Consider the following 24,000-nt stretch of genomic DNA (forward strand, 5'->3'; position numbering starts at 1 on the left):
CTTCAAACCGTTCAATCTTCATAATCTTCCAACTGTGAACCGTGAACCGTGAACTTTAATCACTTTTCCGGTTTCACCGTTACTACAACCATCTTCTCCGCGCATAGAATTTCCGCCGCCGTTTTGCGCACGTCGGCCGGAGTCAGTTCCGCGAGCCGTTTTTCGGTTTCAATTCCGTGGTTGTATCCCAGTCCGTAAAGCTCGTTAAGCGCGCACTCCCGCGCGAGGGCGCCGTTGTCCTGTTGTTTTTGGCGTCCTTTCATAACGATCTGCAGCCGGGCGCGCTCAAATTCCCCGGCGCGGATTCCCTTTTCGCCGATCCGGTTGATTTCCGTTGCAATCATTGCGCGCACTCTTTCGGCCTCTTCAACGCGCGTGCCGGAATAAACCGCCATGAGGCCGCCGGCCAGTCCCGCCCGTTGATACGCGCCCGTGTAATAAGCCAGTCCTTTTTGATCGCGCACCCTGATCATCAGGTCGGAAGAAAGCCCGTTTAAGGCCTGCAGGATGATGTTAAGCGCATCCATACGTCCGTCAACCAGGGCAAGGCCGGGCAGGCCGGCCAGTATGATTGTCTGTTCGCGCGGCGCGGCCAGATCAATTTTTTTACCGGAACGCGTTCCGGTTGCAACGTCGCCCGGCGTCGGCCGGTCCTGCCGCGGGCCGGCGGGCATTTCGCCGAAATATTTTTCCGCCAGTTTTTCCGCTTTCTCCGCGGATATATCGCCGAAAACGGCAATGACGGTGTTGCCGCCCGCGGCGATTATTTTGTGCAGGCCGCGCAAATCTTCGCGGGCAAGGGCCGTGACGCTTTCCGGCGTTCCCTCCGCGTTCAGGCGGTAAGGGTGCCCCGCGAAGAGCGCCCGGCGCATGGCCTCCTGCGCCAGGAACATGGGCGATTCGCGCTGTTGTTCAATCCCGGCAATCTGGACCGCCTTGCATTTGTTAATTTCCGCGTCCGGAAAATCCGGCCGGAGAAAACAATCCGCAAGAATATCCATGAAAAGCTCAACATCTTTGGCGAAACAGCGCGCCTGCAGGCCGCAGGCGTTCATGCCGGAAAAGGGGGCGAGCGCCCCGCCCGTGTTTTCCGCGGCGGCGGAGATCTGGTCCCGGGAACGGAGCGCGGTTCCGCGCGTCAGCATTTCCGCCGTCAGGCAGGTGATGCCGCTGTTTTGTTCGTTTTCCAGGAGCAGTCCCCCCAACGATGCGGCGCAGATATGGACGAAAGGCAGGCGGTTGTCTTCCCGCGCCAGGAATGTCAGGCCGTTTGGAAATGTTTTTTTAACAATATTTATTTCCGCCTTAATTTCCGTTTCGCTTTTTTCCGCGGCGGCATTTGTAATAACGGGCGACAGAACGGCAATGGTCCGGTTGTTTTCAACGAGATATTTGCCGGCCGCCTCCTTCAGCGCGGCCGGGGTTACCGCGTCCAGGCGCTTGAGATAAATGTCAAAATAAAGCGGCGTGCCGGCGTAGAACTCGCCCGAGGCGAAAGTATCGGCCTGGCCGCCGACTGTCTGGAATGCCAGGAAGGTATCGGCGGCGATTTTATTACGCGCCTTTTCCACTTCGGCTGCGGTGAAGGTGTTGGCCCGCCAGCCGGCGACTTCCTCCTCAATGGCCTTGAGAAGTTCCTCCTCCTTGGCCGGATCAAAATCGGCGTTAATTCCGAAAAGCCCGGGATCCTTCGGCGTCCACGACCAGGCCGCGATATTAAAGGCAATTTTTTTGTTTTCCTTGATTTGCCGTTCCAGCCGCGAGCTTTTCCCCCCGCCGGCAATTACCGCGAGGACGTCCAGCGCGGGGGCGTCGGGATGGCTCAGGTTGACCGTATGCCAGGCGCAAGCCAGGCGGGCAATGTTGTATTTTCCGGTTTTACGGGCCGTGCGCTGGCCGGCCTGGATGGGCTCCGCGCCCTGAGCGGCCGGCGGCCGCGTGCGCCGCCCGGCTCCGGAAAAAAGATTTTCAATCTCGGCGCGGACCTCGTCCGCCGCGATGTTTCCCGCGACGGCAACAATCATGTTGTCGGGGGTATAATGGCGCCGGAAAAACGCAACCAGATCGTCGCGGGTCAGGGTGTTGAATACGGGCTCCAGGCCGATTACCGGAAAACGGTAAGGATGCGCGTGGTAGGCGGTTTGAAATAAAAGCTTTGAAAGCGCCCGGCCGGGGTCGTCGTTGCCCATGGCCATTTCGCGCCGGACGACTTCCTTTTCGCGCCGCCATTCATTTTCCGGGAAAGATGCGTTCAAGACGGCGTCGGCCAGCACGTCCAGTCCGGTCCGCCAGCTTTCAGAAGGCATGACGACCCAGAAAACCGTCCGGTCAATGGAAGTATAGGCATTGATTGTTCCGCCGGCGTCGTCAATTTCCCGGGAAATATCCGCGGGTTTGCGCCTGGCGGTGCCCTTGAAAATCATATGTTCAATCAGGTGGGAAAGGCCGCCGCCGAGCAAGTCGCCTTCCTGGGCCGAACCGGCGCCGACCCAGATTTGAATTGATACCAGGGGGGCGGAAAAATCCTCCTTGATTATGCACGCCAGGCCGTTATCCAGCTGGTGGCGCCGGACGCCGGCGGAGAGTCGTTCAATCCGCTGATTAACTGGATTGCCATCGGCTTTTGCTGAAAGGCACGGCGAAAGCAAAATTATTCCGAAAGCAAAAAGAGCAAAGCTTTTTTTTACCGCAGAGGCGCAGAGATCGCAGAGGTAAATCACTTTTTGTTTTTTTCTGAACATTCAAAAACATCTTTCTCCTGATCTCCGCGCCTCTAGCGCAGCGGGCGGCGAAGACTCTGTTGCGCTTTGGCCGCCTTGCGTTTGCAGGCCGGTTGATAAGGCGCGCAAAACACGGTTTCAAAATCATAGCCGTTGTCAAAGTCGTGAATGGAGTCGCCTTCCGTCCTGCGGAGAATGTTTTTATTGACCAGGTTGAACACGATTTGGCCGAAATCGGAGCATCGCCGGATGCCCCAGAAATCCAGCACCGTTATGGCCATGGGGCCGTATTCCCGGAGGGCGTACTGGCGGATGCCTTCCAGCAATTCGGCGGCGACAAGGTGTTTTTGCGGCCCCCTGTCCGGCTTTTTAACAATTTTGGATGCGAAGTCAAGCGCTTCGCGGACAAAAAAATAAGCCTCGGCGTGGTAGCGCTTGTCTTCCTGGAAAATCTGAAATACCGCTTCGCTGAAACCGATTTTTTTCATGGTTGAAACCAGGCGCAAAGGCACATGGGCAGAAGGCACAAAGGAAGAGCAAAGACAAAAAGACGCAAATGGATGAAATTGCCGAATGCTATTTCTCTTGTATTCATTCTTAATTTTTACTATGTGCCTTCAGTTCCGCGCCGATCTTCTCGGCCAATGCCTGCATTTCCTTGTTGTCCGCGTAGGGCCGCGGTTTCCAGTTCCAGTGATGGCCGTCGGCGTTGAAGCGGGGGATGACGTGGAAATGGATGTGGTTCACGACCTGCCCGGCCGCCTGGCAGTTGGACTGCATGATGTTGATGCCGTCGGCGCGCAAGGCGCGTTTCTGGGCGCCGGCGATTTTTTGCGCGGTTACGATCAGGTGTTTCAGAACATCAGGGGGCGTTTCCAGCAAATGGGCGTAGTGGCTTTTAGGGACAACGAGGATATGTCCCTTGACGATCGGTCCGATATCCATGAAGGCGATCGCTTCGTCGTCTTCGTAGACCCTGGAACAAGGCAATTCGCCGCGGATTATTTTACAGAACACGCAATTTTCCATGGTTTCACCGCCCGCTCCGCTGGAGGCGCGGAGGACGCGGAGAGAAAAACTGAAAAGGTCAGAAATATAAATTGATTTTTCTCTGCGCGCTCTGCGTCTCTGCGGTAAAAAATTATTTTTTCTGCGCGGCCGGATCCGGCAGGCCTTTTTCCTTCATCGCCTCCCGGCGGCTGAGCCTGATCTTGCCCCGGTCGTCAATTCCGATGCATTTGACCCACATCTGGTCGCCCAGCTTGCATATATCCTCAACCCGGCCCACGCGGAAATCCGCCAGCTCGCTGATGTGCACCAGGCCGTCCGTGCCGGGGAAAATTTCAACGAAAGCGCCGAACTCCTTGATGCCCGTTACCGTGCCGTTATAAATAATGCCGACTTCCGGCTCGGCCGTCACCAGGCTGATTTCCCTGATTGCCATCTCCAGCGCATCGCCGTTATTGGTGAAAATATGGATGGTGCCGTCGTCGTCAATGTCAATCTGCGCTCCGGTCAAGTCGGTTATGCGGCGGATGTTCTTTCCGCCCGGCCCGATCAGGCCGCCGATCTTTTCGGGATTGATTTTGACCTCGTGCACGCGGGGCGCGTAAGGCGACAAATCCTTGCGGGGTTCGGCGATGACGGAAGCCATGAAATCAAGGATTTTCATCCTGGCCGCGCGCGCCTTTTCAAGCGCCTCTTCCACCAGCGGCCAGGGCAGTCCCCGCCTTTTCAGGTCAACCTGAAAGCCGGTGATGCCGTCGCGCGTGCCGGCGACTTTGAAGTCCATTTCGCCGTAATGGTCCTCGGCGCCGATGATATCGGTTACCAGCACGGATTTGTTTTCCGCCGAAAACAGGCCGATGGATATGCCGGCCACCGGCTTTTTCAGGGGGACGCCAGCGTCCATCAGGGCCAGCGCGCCCGCGCAGACACTGGCCATTGAAGTTGAGCCGTTGGAGCTCATGATGTCCGATACCAGCCGGACCGTATAGCCGTAATCGGAGGGCATCATCTGTTCCAGCGAGCGTTCCGCCAGCGCGCCGTGTCCGATTTCGCGCCGGCCGGTGAAACCCAGCCGGCCGACTTCGCCGGTGCTGTAAGGCGGGAAATTGTAATGCACCATGAATTTCTTTTCCGGCGCTCCGCCGGTGATCGCGTCCAGCTCCTGGCTGTCCTGCTGACTGCCGAGCGTGACGGTTGCCAGGGACTGTGTTTCGCCGCGGCTGAAGAGGGCCGAGCCGTGCGCCCGGGGCAGCAGGGCGACGTCGCCGGCCAGCGGCCGGATTTCATCAAAGTTCCTGCCGTCGAGCCGGCGTTGTTTTTCAAGCACGAGCTTATGGACCAGCTCTGTGCTGAGTTCTTCCAGCATGGCGCGGAATTGCTCATCGGTCATTTCCGGAAATTTTTCCAGCAGGCTGTTTTTTAACGTTTCCTTGGCCTGCTTGAGGCGGGATGCGCGTTCCTTCCTGTCAAGCGCGGTAAGGGCCTCCAGGAGGCTGTCTCCGCCGGCGTTCCGCGCTGTTTCCAGCAGGTTGTTGATTGCGGACTGGCCGGCGCCGTCGTCCGGCGCGATGGCTTTATCCGGCCGGCCGAGTTTGCGCCGCAGTTCAAGCTGGATATCAATCAGTTTTTTTACTTCCGCGTGCGCCGCCTGCATGGCCTGGAAAAAATCCTTTTCGGAAATTTCCCGCGCGTCGCCCTCTATCATCACGGGCTGTTCGGCCAGCCCCGCGTAGATCAGATCCAGGTCGCTTTTCTGGCGTTCGTCATTGGTGGGGTTGAATACCAGTTTTCCGTCAACGCGTCCGACGCGCACGGCTCCGATCGGGCCGTAAAAAGGCAGGTCGGAAATGACCAGGGCGGCGCTGGCGGCCACGATGCTCAGGATATCGGGATCGTTCTGCCCGTCGGCGGAAAGAAGCATGTTGTTGATTTGGACCTCCCTGTTGAAGCCCTTCTGGAAGAGCGGTCTGATCGGGCGGTCGGTGAAACGCGAGGTAAGAATTTCCTTTTCGGACGGGCGCGCTTCGCGCTTGAAAAATCCGCCGGGAAATTTTCCGGCGGCGTAGTACTTTTCGCGGTATTCAACCTGGAGCGGGAAATAATCAATGCCTTCCTTCGGCTCGGCGGCGGCGGTTGCGGCGGAAAAGAGAATGGTTTCGTCCAACTGGACGGTTACCGCGCCGCCGGCCTGGCCGGCCAGAAGACCGGTTTCAATTTTCAGGCGTTTGCCGCCTATTTCGGTTTCAACAAAAACAGTGTTTTTCATAGGTTTATGTGTTTTTACGCCCGAACGGACCCGCTTTATGGCGGAAGGGCGCGGTTTATATATGGGCGTTCATGGAATTTGAATCCGGCCGGAAATCAATTTCCGCGCCGTTTTCCAATTTCAGCCCGTTTGTTTTAACATCAGCGGCGCAGTTTCAGGCGCTGAATGACATTCTGGTAACGCGCTTGATCCGTTCGCGCCAGATAATCAAGAAGTTTGCGGCGGGTGCTTACCATCTTGATGAGGCCGTAACGCGAGTTGTGGTCATGCTTGTTGGCTTTCAGGTGTTCGGTCAATCTGTCAATCCGATGGGAAAGCAGGGCCGCCTGGACGCCGGCCGAGCCGCTGTCCTTTTCATGACATTGGAAAGCCTTCTTTATTTCGCTTTTGCTTTTATTTTCCATTTCTTTGTTAATTGGTAGCGGGCATTATAAAGAAGCCGCCTGATTTGTAAAGCAACTTTTTTATTATTTTGTCGCCAGTATTTTCAAGGCTTTTTTTATGTCCCCGGCGATCTGCCGCCGCAAAGCTTCCGGTCCCGCGAAGCGCCGTTCCGCGCGGATTTTTTTGACGAAAAAAACTTCCAGGGTGCGGCCCGGGAGGGCGGGGGGATTGCCGAACAAATGCACCTCAAGGGTTTTCCGGCTTTTTGCCTTAGCGCCTTTGCCGTGTGAAAAAGTCGGCCGGACGCCTATGTTCGCCGCCCCGCCGTAAATCCGCCCGTTGACCGCCGCGCGGACGGCGTAGACGCCGTCGGGCGGGATAACCTCGTTGTGAATGGCGACGTTGGCGGTCGGCGCGCCCAGGCGGCGGCCGATGCCGCGGCCGGTAACAACCGTGCCGGCCACGCTGAAATGTCTGCCGAGCATGCCGGCGGCTTCTTCTATTTTCCCTTCCGCCACCGCGCGCCGGATCCGCGTGCTGGAAATCGCGGTGTGCTGGAGGCGGACGGGGCGGACAACGTCCACCTCAAAATCGTGGAGCGCGCCGAGTTTTTTGAGCAGTTCCGGCGTGCCGGCCCCGCTTTTGCCGAAAGTCCAGTTGCTGCCGACGGCGATGCCCCGCAGCCTGGGAGCGTTCCGGACCAGGCGCCGGATAAAATTCTCCGGTTTTATTGCGGCCATGCGGCGCGTGAACGGCAGGATAACGCAATTCCGGATTCCGTACGACCCCAGCAGGCGGATTCTATGTTCGGTTGAGGTTAAGAGCGGCGGCGCCGCCAGCGGCTGGAGCAGTTTGAGCGGATGAACATCAAAGGTCATTATCCACGGCGTTTCGCCGCGCGCGCGCGCTTTCCGGATCACGCGCCGGATAACGGCCTGATGGCCGCGGTGGACGCCGTCAAAAAAACCGGCGGCCAGGCGGATGTTTTTTTTTGAGCGGCGCAAGGCGGAAAGACTGCGGCAGAGTTTCATACATGTTTTTGCGGGCTGGCCCGGTTTGTTCACGCGGCGGCGGTTACGGCATGTAATTGATGACTTTATTCATGGGGATCATGATCTGCGCCAGCTGCCGGCGGTCCATGGCCATGAGCCGCTCCATGGAATAGGCGTGCTGGATGTCAAAGGCGCCGTTCGCTTTCCGGCGCAAACTCGCGAGGTGGGCGCCGCATTTGAGCGCCTCGCCGATATCCGCGCACAGGGTGCGGGCGTAAACGCCCTTTGAACAATGCAGAAAAAATTCGGCCCGCGGCGGATTGAACGAACGGAGGGTGAATTCGTGGATTCTGACCAGCTTCGGATTGCGTTCAACCGTTTTTCCCTGCCGCGCAAGCTTATAGAGCGGCACGCCGTCTTTTTTGGCGGCCGAAACCATGGGCGGGGTCTGCAGGATATCGCCGGTAAGTTTTTTCATTTCAGCCAGAAGCATTTCTTCGGTTATCCCGCCGGGGTCGGCCTCGCGCACTATTTTGCCGTCGGCGTCCTGGGTGTCGGTGGCTATCCCGAGGCGGATGGTGCCTTCGTAGATCTTGTCGGCGGCCATCAGGCGGCTGGCCAGTTTGGTGGCGCGGCCGATCATAATTACCAGCATGCCCGTGGCCTGCGGGTCAAGGGTGCCGGCGTGTCCGACCTTGGCCAGGCGGAAATGGCGCCGGATCTTGTCCACGATGTCGTGCGAAGTGGGGCCGGCCGGTTTGTCAACCAGGAGCACTCCGTCAAGCGACGGTTCCCCCGGGGCGGGAGTTTGTTTTGTTCCGAATGTATTTGTCATGGCAGCATCCATAAGCCGCAGGTAACAGCCGCAAGACGGTAATTCTTCTTGCGGACTGACGAATTCAGGCTCCCGGCTTCTTTCTTATTCATTCCTTATCCAGTTTGTTCAAAATATCAAGAACGCGGTCGCCTTCCTCCAGCGAAGTATCCAGCTCAAAACTCAGGCGGGGCGTGTATTTCAACACCAGGTCGCGGTTGATCAGCCGCTGAAACTCAACCCGGCGGCGCTGCAACGCGGAAAGCATGCCGCGTCTTTCATCCTCATGGTTGCGGATGGAGACGTAAACGCGCGCCTCGCGCAGGTCGCGGCCGAGAAGCACGCGGGTAATGGTTGCCGAGGAAACGTCAAAGCGCTCATTCTGCATGACGCGGAACAACGCGTCGGCCAGCTCCCGCTTCAAGAGTTCGTTCAATCTGGTGATGCGGTCAACACTCATGATCTTTTTGGAAGGCACATAGGCAGAAGGCGCAAAGTTTCAGAAGGATTGCTTTTTTTACTTTGTGCCTTTCTTACAATGTCTGGGGGACTTTTTCCAGCTCAAAAAATTCAATGGTATCGCCGGTCTGGAAATCCTTGAAATTTTCAAGCCGCATGCCGCACTCCTGGCCCGCGCGCACCTCGTTTACCTGGTCCTGGAAACGTTTCAGGCTGAAAATGGCGCCCTCGTAGAGAACGTCGCCGCCGCGTTTTACCCGCGCTCGGCAGCGCGCGCCGACCTTGCCGTCGGCAATAAGGCAGCCGGCGACCTGTCCCTTCCGGCTGATTTCAAACACCTGGCGCACCTCCGCCCGGCCGACGTATTTTTCTTTTGTTTCGGGCTGCAACATGCCGCTCATGGCTTCCTTGATCTGGTCAAAAATGTCGTAAATCACCCCGTAGAGGCGGATTTCAACGCCCTCGTCCTTTTCGGCGCGGGCCACTCCCTCCTCCTTGCTGACATTGAAGCCGAAAACAATCGCGTTTGAAGCGCTGGCGAGCATGACGTCGTTTTCATTGATGTTGCCGACCGCGGCGAGAATGACGGCCAGCGAGACTTTATCGCTTTTTATTTCGGCCAGCATTTTCTGGATCGCCTCAAGCGAGCCCTGCGTATCGCACTTGAGGATCAGGCGCAGCTCAAGCCGCTGGTTGGCCGCCATGGCCGAAAAAACGGTTTCCAGCGAGATTTTTTTCTGGGGCGCCGTCTGCAGGCCGCGTATTTCCGTGCTGCGCTGCTCGGCGATCTCGCGCGCCATTTTATCGTTCGGCATCACCTGGAAAGGCTCGCCGGCCTTGGGAACCCCGGAGAGCCCCATGCACTTGATCGGTGTGGCGGGAACGGCCTTGCGCACCTTGATCCCGTGATCGTTGATCAGGGCCTTGACGCGTCCCCAGTAAGGACCGCAGAGGATTATGTCGCCGACGCTCAACGTGCCGCGGGACACGAGGAGGTTGGCGGTGGGGCCCATTCCCGGTTCCATCCGGGCTTCAATCACGAACCCGCGCGCTCTGGCGCGCGGATTGGCCTTGAGTTCCAGGATTTCGGACTGCAGAATAATCATTTCCAGCAGGCGGTCAATATTCCTTCCGGTCAGGGCGCTGACCTCAACGCAGATGATGTCTCCGCCCCATTCTTCCGGCGCCAGGCCGATGGCCTGCAGTTGCCGCTTGACTTTATCGGTGTTGGCGCCGGGCAGATCAATTTTATTGATGGCCACCATGATCGTGGTCTTGGCGGCCTGGGCGTGTTTGATGGCTTCTTCGGTCTGGGGCATGACGCCGTCATCGGCGGCAATCACAATCACGGCAATATCGGTCATGTTCGCGCCGCGCGCCCGCATGGCGGTGAAAGCGGCATGGCCCGGCGTATCAAGAAAGGTGATTTTTTTGCCCTGATGTTCGGCCGTATAAGCGCCCACGTGCTGGGTTATGCCGCCCGCTTCGCCTTTGGCGACGGCCGCGTTGCGGATGCGGTCAAGCAGGGAGGTTTTGCCGTGGTCAATGTGCCCCAGAAAAGTAACCACCGGCGGCCTGCTTTCCAGGTCTTCCGTCCGGTCCGCTTCATCTTCCTGGTCCAGGAACAATTGGCCCGACAGGGGTTTCGTTTCAACCGGCTTTTTTTCAAGCTCTATGGTAAAACCGTGTTTTTCAGCAATCTGCTGGGCGATTTTTATTTCCAGCCGCTCGTTGATGGCGGCCAGGATGCTCATCATCATTAATTCGGCAATCAGCTGGTTGGGCTTCATGTCCATCCGCTCCGCCAGATCGCGCACGATGATGGGGCCGTGAAAAACAAGCGTCCTGCTTTTTGCGCTTGCCGCCGGTTTTTTGGGCGGGGCCGGTTTTAGGGCGGTTTTTTCGGAGGGGGGGATTGCGCCCGCTGTTTCCGCCTTTGAAGCGGGAGGTTGGGCGGCCCTGTCCGGTCCGGGCCGCGGCCGGGATTTATCTTCAACCAGATCCGCCGGTTTTTGCGCAGGGGTGGCAGTCTGCGGAGCGGGCGGGTTTTGGCTTGTTTTGGCCGGGGCGGGGCGGCGCGCGCTTTCCGCATCCGGCGCCGGTGTTTTTTTTGCGAAAATATTTCTGACTTTTGCGACGGCTTCTTCGTCAATTGAACTGGAATGGCTCTTGAAGGCGACTCCGATTGACTGGAGGGCGGCCATCAGCTCCTTGTTGGCGACGTTCAGTTCTCTGGCTAAATCGTAAATACGCATATAATGTTAATTTCAGACGGTTCACAGCTCTGGCGCGGCCGGGCCGCCATCCAAAACTTACAGCTGACCACGCGCGGCGGTTTTCACTTTGCCAGGATTTCCGCAGGCTAATCCTTTTGTTTGGCGTCGGCGGAGACGGAATCCTTTATGGATTTGGCGCTGTCGGCGTCCAGCCCGGCCTGTTCCTGCAGGTCGGCAATGTCGGCCTCGGCGATGCCCTCAACCGTCAGGAAACCGGCGTGGACAAGCTTTTCCGCCTGGTCTTTTTCAATCCCGAGCAGGCGGGTCAGTTTGTCAACCGCCATGGCCACTTTTTCCTGGAAACTTGTGTCTTCCTTGTCTTTTTCAATGTCAATTTTCCACCCGAGCAGTTTTGATGTCAGGCGCGCGTTTTGCCCCCTTTTGCCGATGGCCAGCGACAACTGCTCGGCGTCAACCACGATCGTGATCTTATTCTCTTTCTCATCCACGATGATCTTGTTCAGTTTGGCCGGGTTCAAGGCGTTGGTTACGTAAGTTTTCAAATCGGCGTTCCAGCGGACGATATCTATTTTTTCCCCGAGCAGTTCGCGCACGATATTTTTTACGCGCATGCCGCGCATGCCGACGCAGGCCCCGACCGGGTCAACTTTTTCATCATTGCTGCAGACGGCTATTTTTGTCCGGTAACCGGCTTCGCGCGCGATGCCCTTGATTTCTATTGTCTTATCGGCCAGTTCCGATATTTCCAGGGTAAAGAGGCGCCGGACGAAGTCGGGATGGCTGCGCGAGAGCACGATATGGTGGCCGGAAGTATGATCCTGCACGCTCAAGACATAGGCGCGGATCCGGTCGCCGACCTGGTATTCCTCGGTGGGGACGCGCTCGCGGGCGGGCATGATCGCCTCCACCCGGCCCAGATCAATGATCACGTCGCCGTGGTCCAGCCGCACGATCGTGCCGTTGATAATATCTCCTTCGCGGTTCTTGTATTCCTTGACGACAATTTCTTTTTCGGCGTGCCTGATTTTCTGAATAATGGCCTGTTTGGCGGTCTGGGCGGCAATGCGGCCGAACTCGCGGGCGGGAACTTCAATTTCAATGATGTCGCCCGTTTTGGCGTCGCGCTTGTATTTGCGGGCCTCGGCCAGCGAAATCTGGGTGTGGCGCGAGAGGACGCGTTCGGCGACTTCCACCTTGGCGTAGGCTTTGATGTTTAAAGTCTTGCGGTCAATTTCAATGCGCAGGTCATTGGCCGGGCCGACGCTTTTGCGGGAGGCGGAAAGGAGCGCCGCCTCAACCATCTGGACGAGGGACTCGCGGCTTATGCCGCGCTCTTTTTCCATGTTTTCTATTACGGTCAAAAGATCGTTTACAGCCATGACACACCTTCATTCGGCGCTGGTTCTTTGGGAATTTATTCTCCAAAAAAAGTAACTATACGGGTTTGCGCGGAAACAGTCAATGGTTTTCTCCCGCATGTTGTGAGGGAAATGGCGGCGGCGTTTTGTTTTGCCGGGAAAAGCGCGTTGGAAGCGAGGCGGCCGGCGCGCTCGATGCCTTGAATCCGGCGCGCCGGGCAGTTCTTAAGCGCGAAAGCGGGGCTAAAGATGCCCGCCAAAATACTCCAGCGCGGCGTCATACATCGCAATCGCCGAAGAGGCGGAAACATCTTCCTGAAAATTATGCGCCGGCGCAAAAATGAAGCCGCCGTCTGTTTTGGGATGCATTGCCCGGATCAGTTTGTTGACGCCTTCCCTGATTTTTGCATGATTGCCGGATGGAAGGAGCGCCTGCGTGTCCAACCCGCCGTGAAAAGTAAGTTTTCGGCCGAATTCAGACTTTAATCTTTGCGGTTCCATGCCGGCGACCGGCTGAATGGGATTGAGCACTTCCACGCCGGCCTCAATAAGATCGGGGATTATTTGGAATATGTTTCCGCAGGAATGGTGCTGTTGCGCCGCATCTGTAAACTCTTTTATGTGCGCAAACCGCTGTTTCATGCAGGGTTTTATAAATTCCCGAAACATGGCGGGCGACATGAACAACCCCTTCTGGGTGCCGAAATCGTCCCCGCTGGTGGTCATATGAATATACCGCCCCAGCCTGGAATAGTAGGCTCCGGAGGCTTCTTTTTGAAACGCCAGTATTTTCCCGAAGAGAACGCTGATAAATTCCGGGTCCGCCGCGAGCATGCACATGATATGTTCATAGCCGCACAGCCGGCAAGCCAGTTCCAGCACTCCGTTGACGGGATGTTCGGCAACAACCACATAGGGCGTTTTTTCATGCAAACAGCGAGCCCTTTGTTCCAGAGCTTCAAGATCGGTCGTCAACTGATCAAGGCGCGGGAATTTATACGCGTTGACCTGTTCAATGGCGGCGTTTTCCAGCGGTCCCGCGGATGTTTCCCAGTATTTTCCGCTGAAAACGCGGTGAATTCCAAAATGATCGGAATATTCTGTCGCGGAAATACGTCTTTCCCGGCCCGTCTCAAATTCAAGCATTGCGCCAACCCGGCGGAAATCAACGTCAAAACGAGCGAGCAGGCGTTCATCCGGATTTCCATGTTCCGCGCCGGCGCATCCGAGAAGTGATTTCAATTTTTCATGCAAGCCGGGCGCGGTAATGGTTGTTTGGGGAGTGCCGCCGAGATCTATGGGGCAACGGTCCACGCCCTTGTGCCGCAGGGTATTTGCGAACCTTTCGCGATATATGCTGTCGGTTGTCATTTACGATTGTTGCCCGGTGCGCGAGTTGCCGGCCGCTCCGATTTTCATCCTGCGGCGGACGGTATTTTTTCCCATTCCTCCAAAATGGCGATGGTTGTATCCAGATTTGCCCCGGGATCAACCCAGAGTTGCGCAATAACTCCGCCAGCGGGATCATAGAAATGCGCCGCGACTTTTTTCACGGCGCCCCGTCCGACCGCCGGGTCGGGGGAGGTTATAATATGCTGACGGTCTATATCTCCCCAAAAGGTGATTTTCCCTTTGGCGCGTTTTGACAATTCCGCCATGTCCATGGCAAAAAGCTGGGAGTTAATGGCATCCACGCCGATCTCAATCAGGTCTTCGTATATTTCCAAAATTTGCCCGCAGCAATGCATGAAAGCGGATTTGCCCCTGGAATGAATCAGTTTGCAATAATCCGCGTACAACGGTTTGAACATATGGCGCCAGGTTTCCGGCGAAACGAGCAGCGCATGCTGGGATCCCCAGTCATCCGAGAACCGGATGGCGTCAACATTCGTGGTTATCCAGAACTCCAGTTCCTTCAAATTAAACGCATGAATGACTTCCAGCAAATTCCATTCTCAACATTCAGAAACTCGCAGCCCCACGCGTCTACATATGTTCCCGCGCCGAATTTGTCCCCCCTGACTCTCGGCGACGGCTGATAAACATTGTCAACCCTGGCCCAGCAAATATCGGAAGGGAAACGCCGGTTAATTTCCCGAACCTTTTCCGGAAATTCCGAGGCGACATAATCGGATATGCAGGGATCCCGCGGGATACGCCCCGGATATTCAAACTTCAGGCATTTATTCACTATCGTTCTGGAAGTTTCCATCGTTGTCGTCTTTCCCGAAAACAAACAAATATCGCGCAATAAGCCGCGTCTTTGCCTTAAGAAGGGGGCATGGCAACACGGGCGGCTCCCAAAGCGGCCTCTTCCGATTTCGGCAATATTCTGATCGGCAGATGAAACCGCGTTTTGACGGCCTCCTGTAATATTTTCAGGCGCCTTATGGCATTGCCGCTGCAAACCACTGTTTTTTTATCCCGGAAAATTTCGTCTGGCATCATGCGCTGGATGTTGGCAATCACGCCCCTGGCCAGGGCGGCCGAGATGTTTCCGAGGGAAAAATTGCCCAGCGTTATGCCGGATATCTCGCCTCGCAAAGAAAAGTCATCCCTTTCGCCAAGAAAATTGGGCTTAATTGCCAGCGAATCGCCGTTGCTTTTCAGACCCAAAATGTCAATTATTCTGTAAAACTCGTCCTGCCCGGGCGGGCTAATTCCGAGTTCCTTCAGCCACGTTTGGAGCGAATTGATCAGCCACTCAAAAGCCTGTCCTCCGCATAATGGAGCGGCGACGGCGATATATTTTTGCCCCACGAACGGCCTTACTTCAACCGTCGCGCAACGTTTTATTTCATTGATCATCTTTTCCGGAATCACCACGGAAAGCTGGCCGCCGGTGCCAAGCGTCAGATAGATTTCCTCGTCCGTATTGTTTGCCGTCGCCAGTATTGAAGCCTGATTATCCCCTATCGGCGCATGGACCGGAATCCCTTCCGGCAATCCAAACAAAGAGGAATATTCGCCCGATAATCTGCCGGCCTGAGCGCCGGCGGGGACAACTTTCGGAAAGAATTTTGCCGGTATTTTGAGTTTCCCGATCGCGGCAAAATTCCATTGTTTTTTCCTGATGTCAAACAGGCCCCAGCTGGCGGCATCGGAAGGATCCGTCAATGGTTTCGCCAGGGCGCAGATTTTGCAGGCAAAATAATCATGGATGGTCCCCGCAGAACTCCACCGGCCAAGTTCATTCCTCGCGGCGAGATACGCCAATGTTGCCGAGCCGAACCCGGCCCTCAATTTGCGGCAGCCCGGTTTCCGCCTGATCTTGTCCAGGAACCCGCCCTCAAGAGTTCTTTTGTCTTTCCACGTGTAAAGAGGCGAGGCCTCCTCGTCATTCCAAAGAATCATCCCGTGCATCTGCCCGGTAATTCCCACGGCGGAAATTCTCCGCCTGATTTCGGGGTCAATTGATTTGACGGCGCGGCCGACCGCCTCAAGGATGGCGGCGGCGTTTTGTTCGGACCGTCCTTCCGGGACGGGAATGTCCGCCTTTGTTTTGACAGAAGCGCTGTCGCGCAAGGCGCCGCCCGTGTCAATTGCCACAACGGCCGCTTTGCCGGTGCCGATATCTATGCCGATCGCGCAGGACATATCACGCCAATTTCCATGCCTCTTCCAGGCGTTTTGCAGAATCCCGGATTGTTTCCTCTACAGTCATATCCGGGAACGGCAGCATCTCCAGCACGAGAGCGCCGCGTTGTTCTTTATTCAAATAGCCGGCCCGCAATGCCAGACGCAGCACTTCGGTTAATTCCGGAACATCTATTTCCCCGCCCGCAAAGCCGACCGGCGGATGCGTGTCTCCGCGCCATTTTGATGATGAATCTTTCATGACGCAATTGCCGATATGCATGCGTTTCAGTTTTGGCTTTACGGTGGAAATTGCTTTTTCAAAACTCTCTCCCATCAACGGCAGATGGGCGATATCAAGCTCTATGCCGAAATTAACGATTTCAGGCTCCAGGGAATTAATCAATTCCATGCACTCCGGCGTGGGGCCATAAAGGAATTTTTTGTCAAACTCGCGGTCAAACGGCTCCAGCAGCGCGGTGATGCCGTGTTTGGCCAGTTCAGGGCAAAGCCATTTGCATAAATTTCTAAAATTTTTCAGGGCCGCGGGTCTTTCCGGCGCCGGAACGTCCCTCCCGGACGAAAACACAAATCCTTTTGCGCCGATCGCCGCGGCCGCGGCGATCTGATCCTGAAGGTAAAGACGGATAAGCTTCTGTTCCCGCGGGGAATCGCTGCCCAGCGAAATTTTATCCAGGGGAAAAATATGCATGGAATAAACAACTTCCTTCCCGCTGTCCCGCACTGCTTCCATCGCCTTCCGCTTGTATGGTTCTTCAAACGGAAGGCAGCAATCAAACGTCTCAATGTCGTCCCGCTTTACGAATTCACGCAGGGTTTCAAAATGATATGCGGCGTCCTCAAGGCACCTGGGATATAACAGATGGTGGACCAGCCCCAATCTCGCGTATTTTCCGATATTCTCTTTCATCATTCCTCCGCCACAAGCAGGGCATATCCCTTGAACATGGGCACTTGTATTTCAAGGTAATCGTCTCTTATTTTGAATTCCATTGGTTTCCTGTCCGGCGCCGTATAGACTTTCCCGGGAATTTTGCCGTCAAGCCTTATCTTTACCACGGCATCGCAGACGGTTATGGGTTCTTCTATCATTTCTGTTGCCGATTCCCCTTTTTCCTCCGGCGTATAAAAAGCAAGCGCTTCCGTCAGCGGGAACCAGGCCGGGAGCTTTGAAGCCCCGCGCTTTTCCGGCACATAAGCGAAAAGATGCGCCATTTTCCGGCTTGCCTTTTCCGTGACCATGGCCCTGGCGAATGACGGCAGGTTTTGTGTTTTTAAAACCGGGTTTGAAAGAAATTCATCCAGAACGTTGGCAAAAAGCTGGCGGAGGGGAACGGGCGCCATTTTATAATATGCGTCAAAGATCGGATGGCTGAAATGGGCGACCTGTTTGCCGGCGACAAGGATCGGGAGATCTGTCGCTTCATAAGGCGGCGCGTAGAAATTAATGTGTTCCCCGTCCCAGCCGAAATTACAGAATGATTTTATCATTTTCCCGAACGCCCCGGTTCCCCGGATCGGCGCCATCTCAATCCCCATTGAATAAAGCGAGAGGGGCATATCCGGCAAGTCCCTGCCGTAAGGGGGCGCAATGGTGAAGAAAGCCGGGGCAAAATCATTGTCCTTTATGAAGCGCGCGCCCCATTCTTTTTCAAACATAAAGCCTTTCAGACCGGGCTCAAAACCGCTTTTGTGGCTGGCGATTATCTTTTTCCCGGCGTCAAGATGGGCCTTTACCTTTTTTTGAATCGGGCCCGTCATCAAAACATTATCGGGCAAGATAATTATTTTATATCCGCTCCAGTCGTTTTTTTCCGATATCACGTCAAATTGCTGTTTCAACTCGCAGAGCATCCTCGCCGCTCCGTAAACACCGGGGCCGATGCCGGCCGCGAGGTCGCCCATATCATTATCGGTATTGAGAAAAACGGCAATTTCAGCAACGGGCCTGGCGTCCAGATGCCATTCATCGTAGGTTTGCAGCTTTCTATAGACTTTTTTGATCAAATCAAACACGGCGTTGTTTATGTCGCCTCTTGGATGAAAATGCCCGCCCACATTCGGACGCATTCCGTTGGCAAGGCCGTAAAGAAGATCATATTCCAGGCTGGCTTCGGTGCGTATGCCGCCGAAATCGCCCCAGCTTTTATGAAAGCGGCCGGTCATGTTCAGGACGGTTTTTTCGAAATTTCTGAGATACCTTGACAAGACCGGCAGAGCTTCGTACCCCCATCCTCCCGTGGGCAGGCATTCGCATTCAAGATAAGTCCCTATTTCCGCTTGCGGCGCAAACCCTAATCCGTTGAAATACAACAAATACTCGGGATTGATTTTTTTCAATTCCATTGAAATTTCCTCCGCTATGCGGACGGCGGAAAGCCGCGAAAAAGCGGCCGCGGCTCTCGCGTCTCGCCAATTTATGCCGCGTTTTTTCATTTCCTTCACGCACACGGGGCAGACGCAGGGATGCGTCGGATACATGCAATCCCAGAAAAAACCGCTGACGGACGGGTATTTCTTTGCTACTTCCAGGGTCATTGCCTTGAGATGTTCGCGATACGGCGTATTGAAACACATGATCCTGACGGACGGGAACGTCTTGTCGGTATAAACTCTTCCTTCCATGTCCACGCGCAGCCAATCCATGTGGAGCAGGGCTTCCGCATGGCTCAATCCCGCGTTGAGATAGGCGGAAAGTTTTATGCATTTCCTTTCACAGGCTTCGGCGATTTTACCGAAGAGATCATAGGCGAGGGAAGGATGCTTCACGCCGATTTTTGTGTCGTAATACGCATTGCCCATGTTGCATCTGGCGTGAAAAGTCAGAAAATCAACCCCGCATTCTTTTATTTTGCCGGTAAAGGCTTCAACATCAAAATTCTTGCCGACATCGGGGCATGAGGGCATGGTGTGGTTATCATAGAAAAGACTGTATTTTGGCTTAAACATTATTGATCCCTTCCGCGTATTCCGTCTTTTATTGCTTTTTATCTCCTAAAATTTTTAAACATGCAAGTTTCGTTTTCCAATAGCATGCCCATGCCGCGGTAACGTTTTTCGCGCGGATGCGCAAAGCCTGCTCGCCGTGAAACTCTTTGCCGCACATATGCTTCATTTCATTCAAAAACAAACCGGGCCTCAACACAATTTCCAGGACGGCATTGTTTCCATAATTATAAGGCTTTATCCGGTTTTCGTTTTTCATGGCTTTCATGGCGGCTTTTCGTATCATCCCGGCGGTTAATGCCGGGGCCAGGCACGCCGCGCCCGTTTCGCTCCGCCCCTCCTTGACCGGCACGCCAACGATTCCGGGCAGCAGCGCCTGCGCTTCCCGCGCGCCGGCGGCATCGCCGGCCATCATGATGGCCGGGACGCCGAAGTCGCCCGCAATGGCCGCCTCCATCCCTATTTCGCCGATGGACACTCCATTGAGGACAAGGTTCGCTATGTCCCATTCATAAGTGTGCGGCAGGAGCCCGTCGGCAGTCCCGGCCTTGGAATGGAATCCCAGCAAAATAAGCCCGGCAAAGGTTTCATCAAGGCCGCCGGCCCAGCCGGCCCGGTAAGGCGGCTTGCCGCAGATGGCTTTGGCATAAACAGGCAGGCGGACCAGATCAATGTTTCTTCCATCACAGTGTTCATCATAGACCACAACTTCATCCGCGCCGCCCTCCCGCAGCCCTTTCAGGAGCGCCAGCAGATCATGCATGAACATTTCGCGTCCGATTGCATATTCCGCCTTGCCCGGCTCGGCCTGGCTGTAACTGACTATGCCGCTTGCGCCTTCAAGATCGCACCTGACCATGTATTTCTTCTTTTTTACCATAAAATCAATACCGCCCATATTTGCGGATCGTTTCAAGCGCATACAGATAATTTTTAAGTTCCACGGAGGGCGGGATGGAATGATCGGAATGATAAATATAACCGCCGCCGGCCATGGCAACAGGCAATTTCCCGGCTATTTCCTCCTCTATCTCCGCCGGACTATTGAACCTGGATGTCTCAATTCCTCCCATAAAGGCCAGTTTGCCTTTATACATTTTTTTCAATTTAACGACATCCATGCCGGCCTTAACCTCCAAAGGATGCAGACAGTCAACGCCGGCTTCAATCAAGTCCGGAATCAATTCCGCAACATAACCGCAAGAGTGATAAATAACTTTCATGTTGGTCTGATGCGCGTAATCGCACAGCAATTTATCGTTTTTAAACATAAGTTCGCGGTAAAGCGTTGGAGAAATCAGGGAAGCGTTTTTATATCCCATATCATTACACAGCCATAATCCGTCGAACGCATATCCCTTTTGCCGCAACAGTTCGCAACTTCCAATAATAAGTTGAGCGACTGTTTTAAACATATCCCTTGCCGATTCCGGGTCCTCCATCATCAACACAAGTAAATCGTCAATTTTCACGATGTTTTGAAATCTATCAACGCCTGTGGCGGCATAGAATGCCGTGAATTTATTCGCCTCCCTGGCCCTGCCGAAATTTTCAAAATTTCCGGCCTTTTCATTGAAACGATCGGCTTCCGGCCGCAGACGCAGTTTGAATTTCTCCCAATCGTTCCGTCCGCCAATCGCGTTTTTGACGATGATGGAGCTGGCATCTTTCACTCGTTTTATCACGCTGCCGTCCCGCGTGACTTCAAGATTATAGTCTTTGCCGGCTTCAATCACCCTCTCGGGCAGACGGGCCGACAAATCTATTCCAAACCGCGCCACATCAAACCGGAAATACTTGGTAAACGAATAATTTTCCGGAGACCCCCATTTTACGTTCCGCGGCAATCCCTGCGCGTGCCAGGCGTTTATAGCAGCCTCCCAAATGCCATCCTGCATGGGCAATATATCCGGCTCTTTATGTTCCAATGCCGCAATTACGCGTTCTCTGGAATTCATAATCGCTTGTTTCCTCCTCAACGCTTTTTGCGCCTGTCGGCCGGGCTTATTTTCGCTTATTCCGTCTCCTTGCATAACTCCGGGCCTTTGCGGCCAGGAAAACCGTATCCATGCCGAGCGCGATGAACGTGAAGCCGTCCTTGACGGCGTTCGCGATTTGTTTTTCGTCCGGGCGGACAATATGAATTCCGGCGGATTTGCCATGCTTTTTGCATGCAACGGAAACGGTTCGGCAAGCCTGAATAATATCGGGATGCGACACTTGCCCCGTCACACCGTAGGAGCCGCTCATATCATAGGGCCCGATAAACGCCCCGTCCACTCCTTCCACCGACAGAATGGCGTTTATGTTTTCAACCGCCGCCCTGGATTCAATCATGACCACCACGGCCGTATCCCTGTTGGCGGCGGCCGCATATTCATCAAAGTCAATTCCCCAGTTGTTTGCGCGGCAAAACGCAAAACCCCGGATGCCTTGCGGCGGATATTTTGCCGCCTTGACCGCGTTTTCCGCTTCAGCGGCCGAATTGACCAGCGGCACAATCACGCCCCGCGCCCCGGCGTCCAGCGTCTGTCTTATGGCGATGGCATCGTTTGCCCGCACGCGGGCCAGGGGAACCGCCCCTTGCCCGGGCATGCTCCTGATCACAGCCGTAAAAGTTTCAAGGCCTATATCCGTGTGTTCCATGTCCACCGCAAGCCATTCAAATCCCGCCCGGGAAAATATTTCAGAAACCGCCGGGTGGCCGATTTGAATCCAGGAGCCGACCGCCAGCCGCCTTTCCAATAACGCCTTTTTCACCGGATTGCTGGTTGTTGTGTTTTTGTTCATATTTCTTTGACCAGATTTTCCAGAGCCTGCCGCTCCATTACCAGCCGCGCCTCTTTCGCGTTTGAGCCGACGTGGGCCGTCAACACGACGTTCTCAAGATTTGCCAGCGGCCCCGCATAGGGTTCATTTTCAAAACAGTCAAGGGCCGCGCCGGAAAGATGTCCCCGGGTCAGCGCGTCATAAAGCGCTTCTTCGTCAACCAGGCCGCCGCGCGCGGTGTTGACCAGCATGGCGCCTGTTTGCATGGCAAAAATACGTTCGCGATTCAGCAGATGATGATTTTCAGCGGTGTGCGGCACGTGCAGGCTGACTATATCCGAATCGCGGAGCAGTTCTTCCAATGCGCACAACCGGCAAAAAGAAGCGGCCTTGACATAGGGGTCATAGCCCAGCACGTTGCAGCCGAAAGTCTTGAGCAGTTTGGCCGTGTAACCTCCTATTCTCCCGCAGCCGATCAGGCCGACCGTTTTGCCGGCCAGGAGAAACCCCATGGGGCGCGGCCATTTTCCGAGCCTGATTTGCCTGTCCATGACGCTGATTTTTCTCAGCCCGGCAAGCATCAAAGCCACGGCCAGCTCCGCCACGGCCGGGGTCGGCGCATCCGGCGTGTTCGCGACCTTGATGCCCAGTTCAGAGGCGGCCTGTAAATCCACGGAATCAAGCCCGATCCCGCACCTTGATATGACCTTCAGGAAAGGCGCGCGCGCCATGGTGTTCCTGGTCAACGGCTCAATGCCGGCGATCATGCCCGTCGGCCGATGCCGTTGAATCAAGTCGTCCGCCTCTTGTTCGGAAAGTTTCCGGCCGTACGGATTTTTTACAACCTTGAAATCCGCGGGGAAATCGTTGAGCAGGAATTCTTCCGTGGTGATGAGAATATTTTTCATTTGCCGCCGCTCCGGATAATTGTCCCTGCCGGACTTTGCGTTTATAAAACAACCTTCTGTTTAAGCAGTCTTTCCCTCAATTGCCGGGCATTTAAATCCTTCGGCTTGACTTTGCCGTTCAGGCACAGGGCCGCCGCCGTTCCGGCCGCCTCGCCGGTTATCATGCACTGGGCCGTGCCGCGCGTGCAGCCGAACGCTTCGTGCGTTACGGAAATGCACCGCCCCGCCAGCAGCAGATTGTCAATGCCTTTCGCAACCAGGCTCCTGTAAGGAATGGAAAATGACCAGCGCCGAAGGGCGCGTTCTTTGAGTTCTTTTCGGACCGGAGCGTCCACCGGATGCGCCCCGCGCCCGATGCCGTCCTCAAATTCGCGCATATTGAAAATGTCGTCTATGGTCAACACGTATTCCCCCCGCACAAGCCGCGTTTCCCGCACGCCGATCTGCGGACAATCCAGCAGATACATCTTTTCAAAACCGGGTATTTTCCTGATTTTTTGGCACCAGGCATGCACCATTTTGGTTATGGTTATCTCTGCCCGGGTAAGGTCCGCCGCCGAAGCGCCGTTGCCATGACAACATGGGCAGCACAAGGTAACCACTCCTTCCATGGGAAGGTTGTAGACCTGGATGAAATATGGGCTGAAATCGGTCTTGACGTTGATCGTCATCATTTCTCCTCCTTTCAGCTTTTCCGCGGCTTCTTCCAGGCTCAACAACGCGCAGCCCTGGATCTGAAATATTTCGGGGTTGGTTCTTAAGTATCCAAATAGTTTCGCCAAGTTGACATTCCCGACCCGGAACATCACCCCCATGGCCGAGAGAGAGTTTGACTTGCCGTTGGCCAGTTTTGCCACCTTGCATATGTCAAATTCAGCGCCGGACCGCGCGGCAACGTCGCCGTCGCCGGTCGCGTCAATTATCGTTTTTCCCAGGATGGCCTGCCTTCCGGATTTGTTTTCCACAATCACGCCCTTTACCGTGTTTTTTTCCTTTATCACGCCAACAATCCACGAATGAAGCAGCAGCTCAACTCCCGCCTTCTGAAGCATGGTCAAAAGCAAATATTTGAATTCCTCGGAATTGGTGAAAACGTAACTTCCGGCCTTGCCGCCGGTCCCGATGCCCGCGCCCGTTTCAAGCAGTTTTTCCGTGATTTCCATGGAAATGCCGCCGACAATCTGCACCTCCGCCGGATTTTTCGCCAGTTGCGCCAGAACGTTTTTGTAATCCGAATGTTCCGTGGAATGAACGACGTATTTGGTCAAGCCCGCGTTGCCGGCCGTCATCATGCCGCCCAGGAAGCCATAACGCTCAATTAAAATGGTTTTTGCGCCGTTGCGGGCGGCCGCAAGCGCGGCTGCCACTCCGGCGGTCCCGCCGCCGGCCACTATCACATCCGTTTCGCCGACAATCCGGGACTCAACCTCATTCCTAAATGTCCCGCCGATTTTCAAATTCCGATTCATGGCTTACTCCATTAGTGTTTAATCAGTCTTTGATGATTTAAACTGCAAGCGGTCCCAAAATCCATAAAAAAAA

At 55.2% G+C, this 24,000-nt stretch carries 20 protein-coding genes; all 20 read right to left on the bottom strand.

Features of this window, described 5'->3' with window-relative positions; genetic code table 11:
• Nucleotides 1-59: 59 nt before the first annotated feature.
• The gene (locus PHP98_05430) at nucleotides 60-2,741 is read right to left on the bottom strand and encodes a pitrilysin family protein (GenBank protein ID MDD5483075.1); all 2,682 of its coding nucleotides are present in this window, start codon (nucleotides 2,739-2,741) and stop codon (nucleotides 60-62) included.
• Between the two features lie 32 nt (nucleotides 2,742-2,773).
• Nucleotides 2,774-3,208 carry a hypothetical protein gene (locus PHP98_05435; GenBank protein ID MDD5483076.1) on the bottom strand — a complete coding sequence of 145 codons (435 nt, stop codon included), beginning with the start codon at nucleotides 3,206-3,208 and terminating at the stop codon, nucleotides 2,774-2,776.
• 109 nt (nucleotides 3,209-3,317) lie between these two features.
• Complete coding sequence (locus tag PHP98_05440) at nucleotides 3,318-3,749, bottom strand: HIT family protein (GenBank protein ID MDD5483077.1); 432 nt, start codon at nucleotides 3,747-3,749, stop codon at nucleotides 3,318-3,320.
• A gap of 112 nt (nucleotides 3,750-3,861) precedes the next feature.
• Complete coding sequence (locus PHP98_05445) at nucleotides 3,862-5,994, bottom strand: polyribonucleotide nucleotidyltransferase (protein ID MDD5483078.1); 2,133 nt, start codon at nucleotides 5,992-5,994, stop codon at nucleotides 3,862-3,864.
• 140 nt (nucleotides 5,995-6,134) lie between these two features.
• Entirely contained in the window at nucleotides 6,135-6,398 is a 264-nt protein-coding gene (gene rpsO / locus PHP98_05450; GenBank protein ID MDD5483079.1) for a 30S ribosomal protein S15, read from the bottom strand.
• Between the two features lie 63 nt (nucleotides 6,399-6,461).
• A complete protein-coding gene (gene ribF, locus PHP98_05455) occupies nucleotides 6,462-7,409 on the bottom strand; it encodes a riboflavin biosynthesis protein RibF (GenBank protein MDD5483080.1) in 948 nt (315 codons plus the stop codon).
• A gap of 43 nt (nucleotides 7,410-7,452) precedes the next feature.
• Entirely contained in the window at nucleotides 7,453-8,205 is a 753-nt protein-coding gene (gene truB / locus PHP98_05460; GenBank protein MDD5483081.1) for a tRNA pseudouridine(55) synthase TruB, read from the bottom strand.
• 88 nt (nucleotides 8,206-8,293) lie between these two features.
• Nucleotides 8,294-8,644: a 30S ribosome-binding factor RbfA gene (gene rbfA, locus PHP98_05465; GenBank protein ID MDD5483082.1), complete on the bottom strand. Its 351-nt coding sequence runs from the start codon at nucleotides 8,642-8,644 to the stop codon at nucleotides 8,294-8,296.
• Nucleotides 8,645-8,717: 73 nt separating this feature from the next.
• On the bottom strand, nucleotides 8,718-10,898 hold the full coding sequence (gene infB / locus PHP98_05470; protein MDD5483083.1) for a translation initiation factor IF-2: 2,181 nt from the start codon (nucleotides 10,896-10,898) through the stop codon (nucleotides 8,718-8,720).
• A gap of 107 nt (nucleotides 10,899-11,005) precedes the next feature.
• Nucleotides 11,006-12,259: a transcription termination factor NusA gene (gene nusA / locus PHP98_05475; protein MDD5483084.1), complete on the bottom strand. Its 1,254-nt coding sequence runs from the start codon at nucleotides 12,257-12,259 to the stop codon at nucleotides 11,006-11,008.
• Nucleotides 12,260-12,481: 222 nt separating this feature from the next.
• Nucleotides 12,482-13,609 carry a uroporphyrinogen decarboxylase family protein gene (locus PHP98_05480; protein ID MDD5483085.1) on the bottom strand — a complete coding sequence of 376 codons (1,128 nt, stop codon included), beginning with the start codon at nucleotides 13,607-13,609 and terminating at the stop codon, nucleotides 12,482-12,484.
• Between the two features lie 44 nt (nucleotides 13,610-13,653).
• Entirely contained in the window at nucleotides 13,654-14,184 is a 531-nt protein-coding gene (locus PHP98_05485) for a uroporphyrinogen decarboxylase family protein (GenBank protein MDD5483086.1), read from the bottom strand.
• A gap of 322 nt (nucleotides 14,185-14,506) precedes the next feature.
• A complete protein-coding gene (locus tag PHP98_05490; GenBank protein ID MDD5483087.1) occupies nucleotides 14,507-15,835 on the bottom strand; it encodes an FGGY family carbohydrate kinase in 1,329 nt (442 codons plus the stop codon).
• Nucleotide 15,836: 1 nt separating this feature from the next.
• The gene (locus tag PHP98_05495; protein MDD5483088.1) at nucleotides 15,837-16,748 is read right to left on the bottom strand and encodes a TIM barrel protein; all 912 of its coding nucleotides are present in this window, start codon (nucleotides 16,746-16,748) and stop codon (nucleotides 15,837-15,839) included.
• Nucleotides 16,745-18,784 (bottom strand): beta-galactosidase trimerization domain-containing protein, encoded by a 2,040-nt coding sequence (locus PHP98_05500; protein MDD5483089.1) that lies wholly within the window; start codon nucleotides 18,782-18,784, stop codon nucleotides 16,745-16,747. Before PHP98_05500 ends, PHP98_05495 begins: the two co-directional genes overlap by 4 nt.
• A 28-nt stretch (nucleotides 18,785-18,812) precedes the next feature.
• Nucleotides 18,813-19,661, bottom strand: a complete 849-nt coding sequence (locus PHP98_05505; GenBank protein ID MDD5483090.1) for a M55 family metallopeptidase — start codon at nucleotides 19,659-19,661, stop codon at nucleotides 18,813-18,815.
• Between the two features lie 4 nt (nucleotides 19,662-19,665).
• A complete protein-coding gene (locus PHP98_05510) occupies nucleotides 19,666-20,739 on the bottom strand; it encodes a uroporphyrinogen decarboxylase family protein (protein ID MDD5483091.1) in 1,074 nt (357 codons plus the stop codon).
• 46 nt (nucleotides 20,740-20,785) lie between these two features.
• The gene (locus tag PHP98_05515) at nucleotides 20,786-21,571 is read right to left on the bottom strand and encodes an aldolase/citrate lyase family protein (protein MDD5483092.1); all 786 of its coding nucleotides are present in this window, start codon (nucleotides 21,569-21,571) and stop codon (nucleotides 20,786-20,788) included.
• Nucleotides 21,568-22,458 (bottom strand): phosphoglycerate dehydrogenase, encoded by an 891-nt coding sequence (locus PHP98_05520; protein ID MDD5483093.1) that lies wholly within the window; start codon nucleotides 22,456-22,458, stop codon nucleotides 21,568-21,570. Before PHP98_05520 ends, PHP98_05515 begins: the two co-directional genes overlap by 4 nt.
• A 41-nt stretch (nucleotides 22,459-22,499) precedes the next feature.
• On the bottom strand, nucleotides 22,500-23,927 hold the full coding sequence (locus PHP98_05525) for an FAD-dependent oxidoreductase (protein ID MDD5483094.1): 1,428 nt from the start codon (nucleotides 23,925-23,927) through the stop codon (nucleotides 22,500-22,502).
• Between the last annotated feature and the right edge of the window lie 73 nt (nucleotides 23,928-24,000).

Source organism: Kiritimatiellia bacterium (genome assembly GCA_028715905.1).
Lineage (GTDB): Bacteria > Verrucomicrobiota > Kiritimatiellia > JAAZAB01 > JAAZAB01 > JAQUQV01.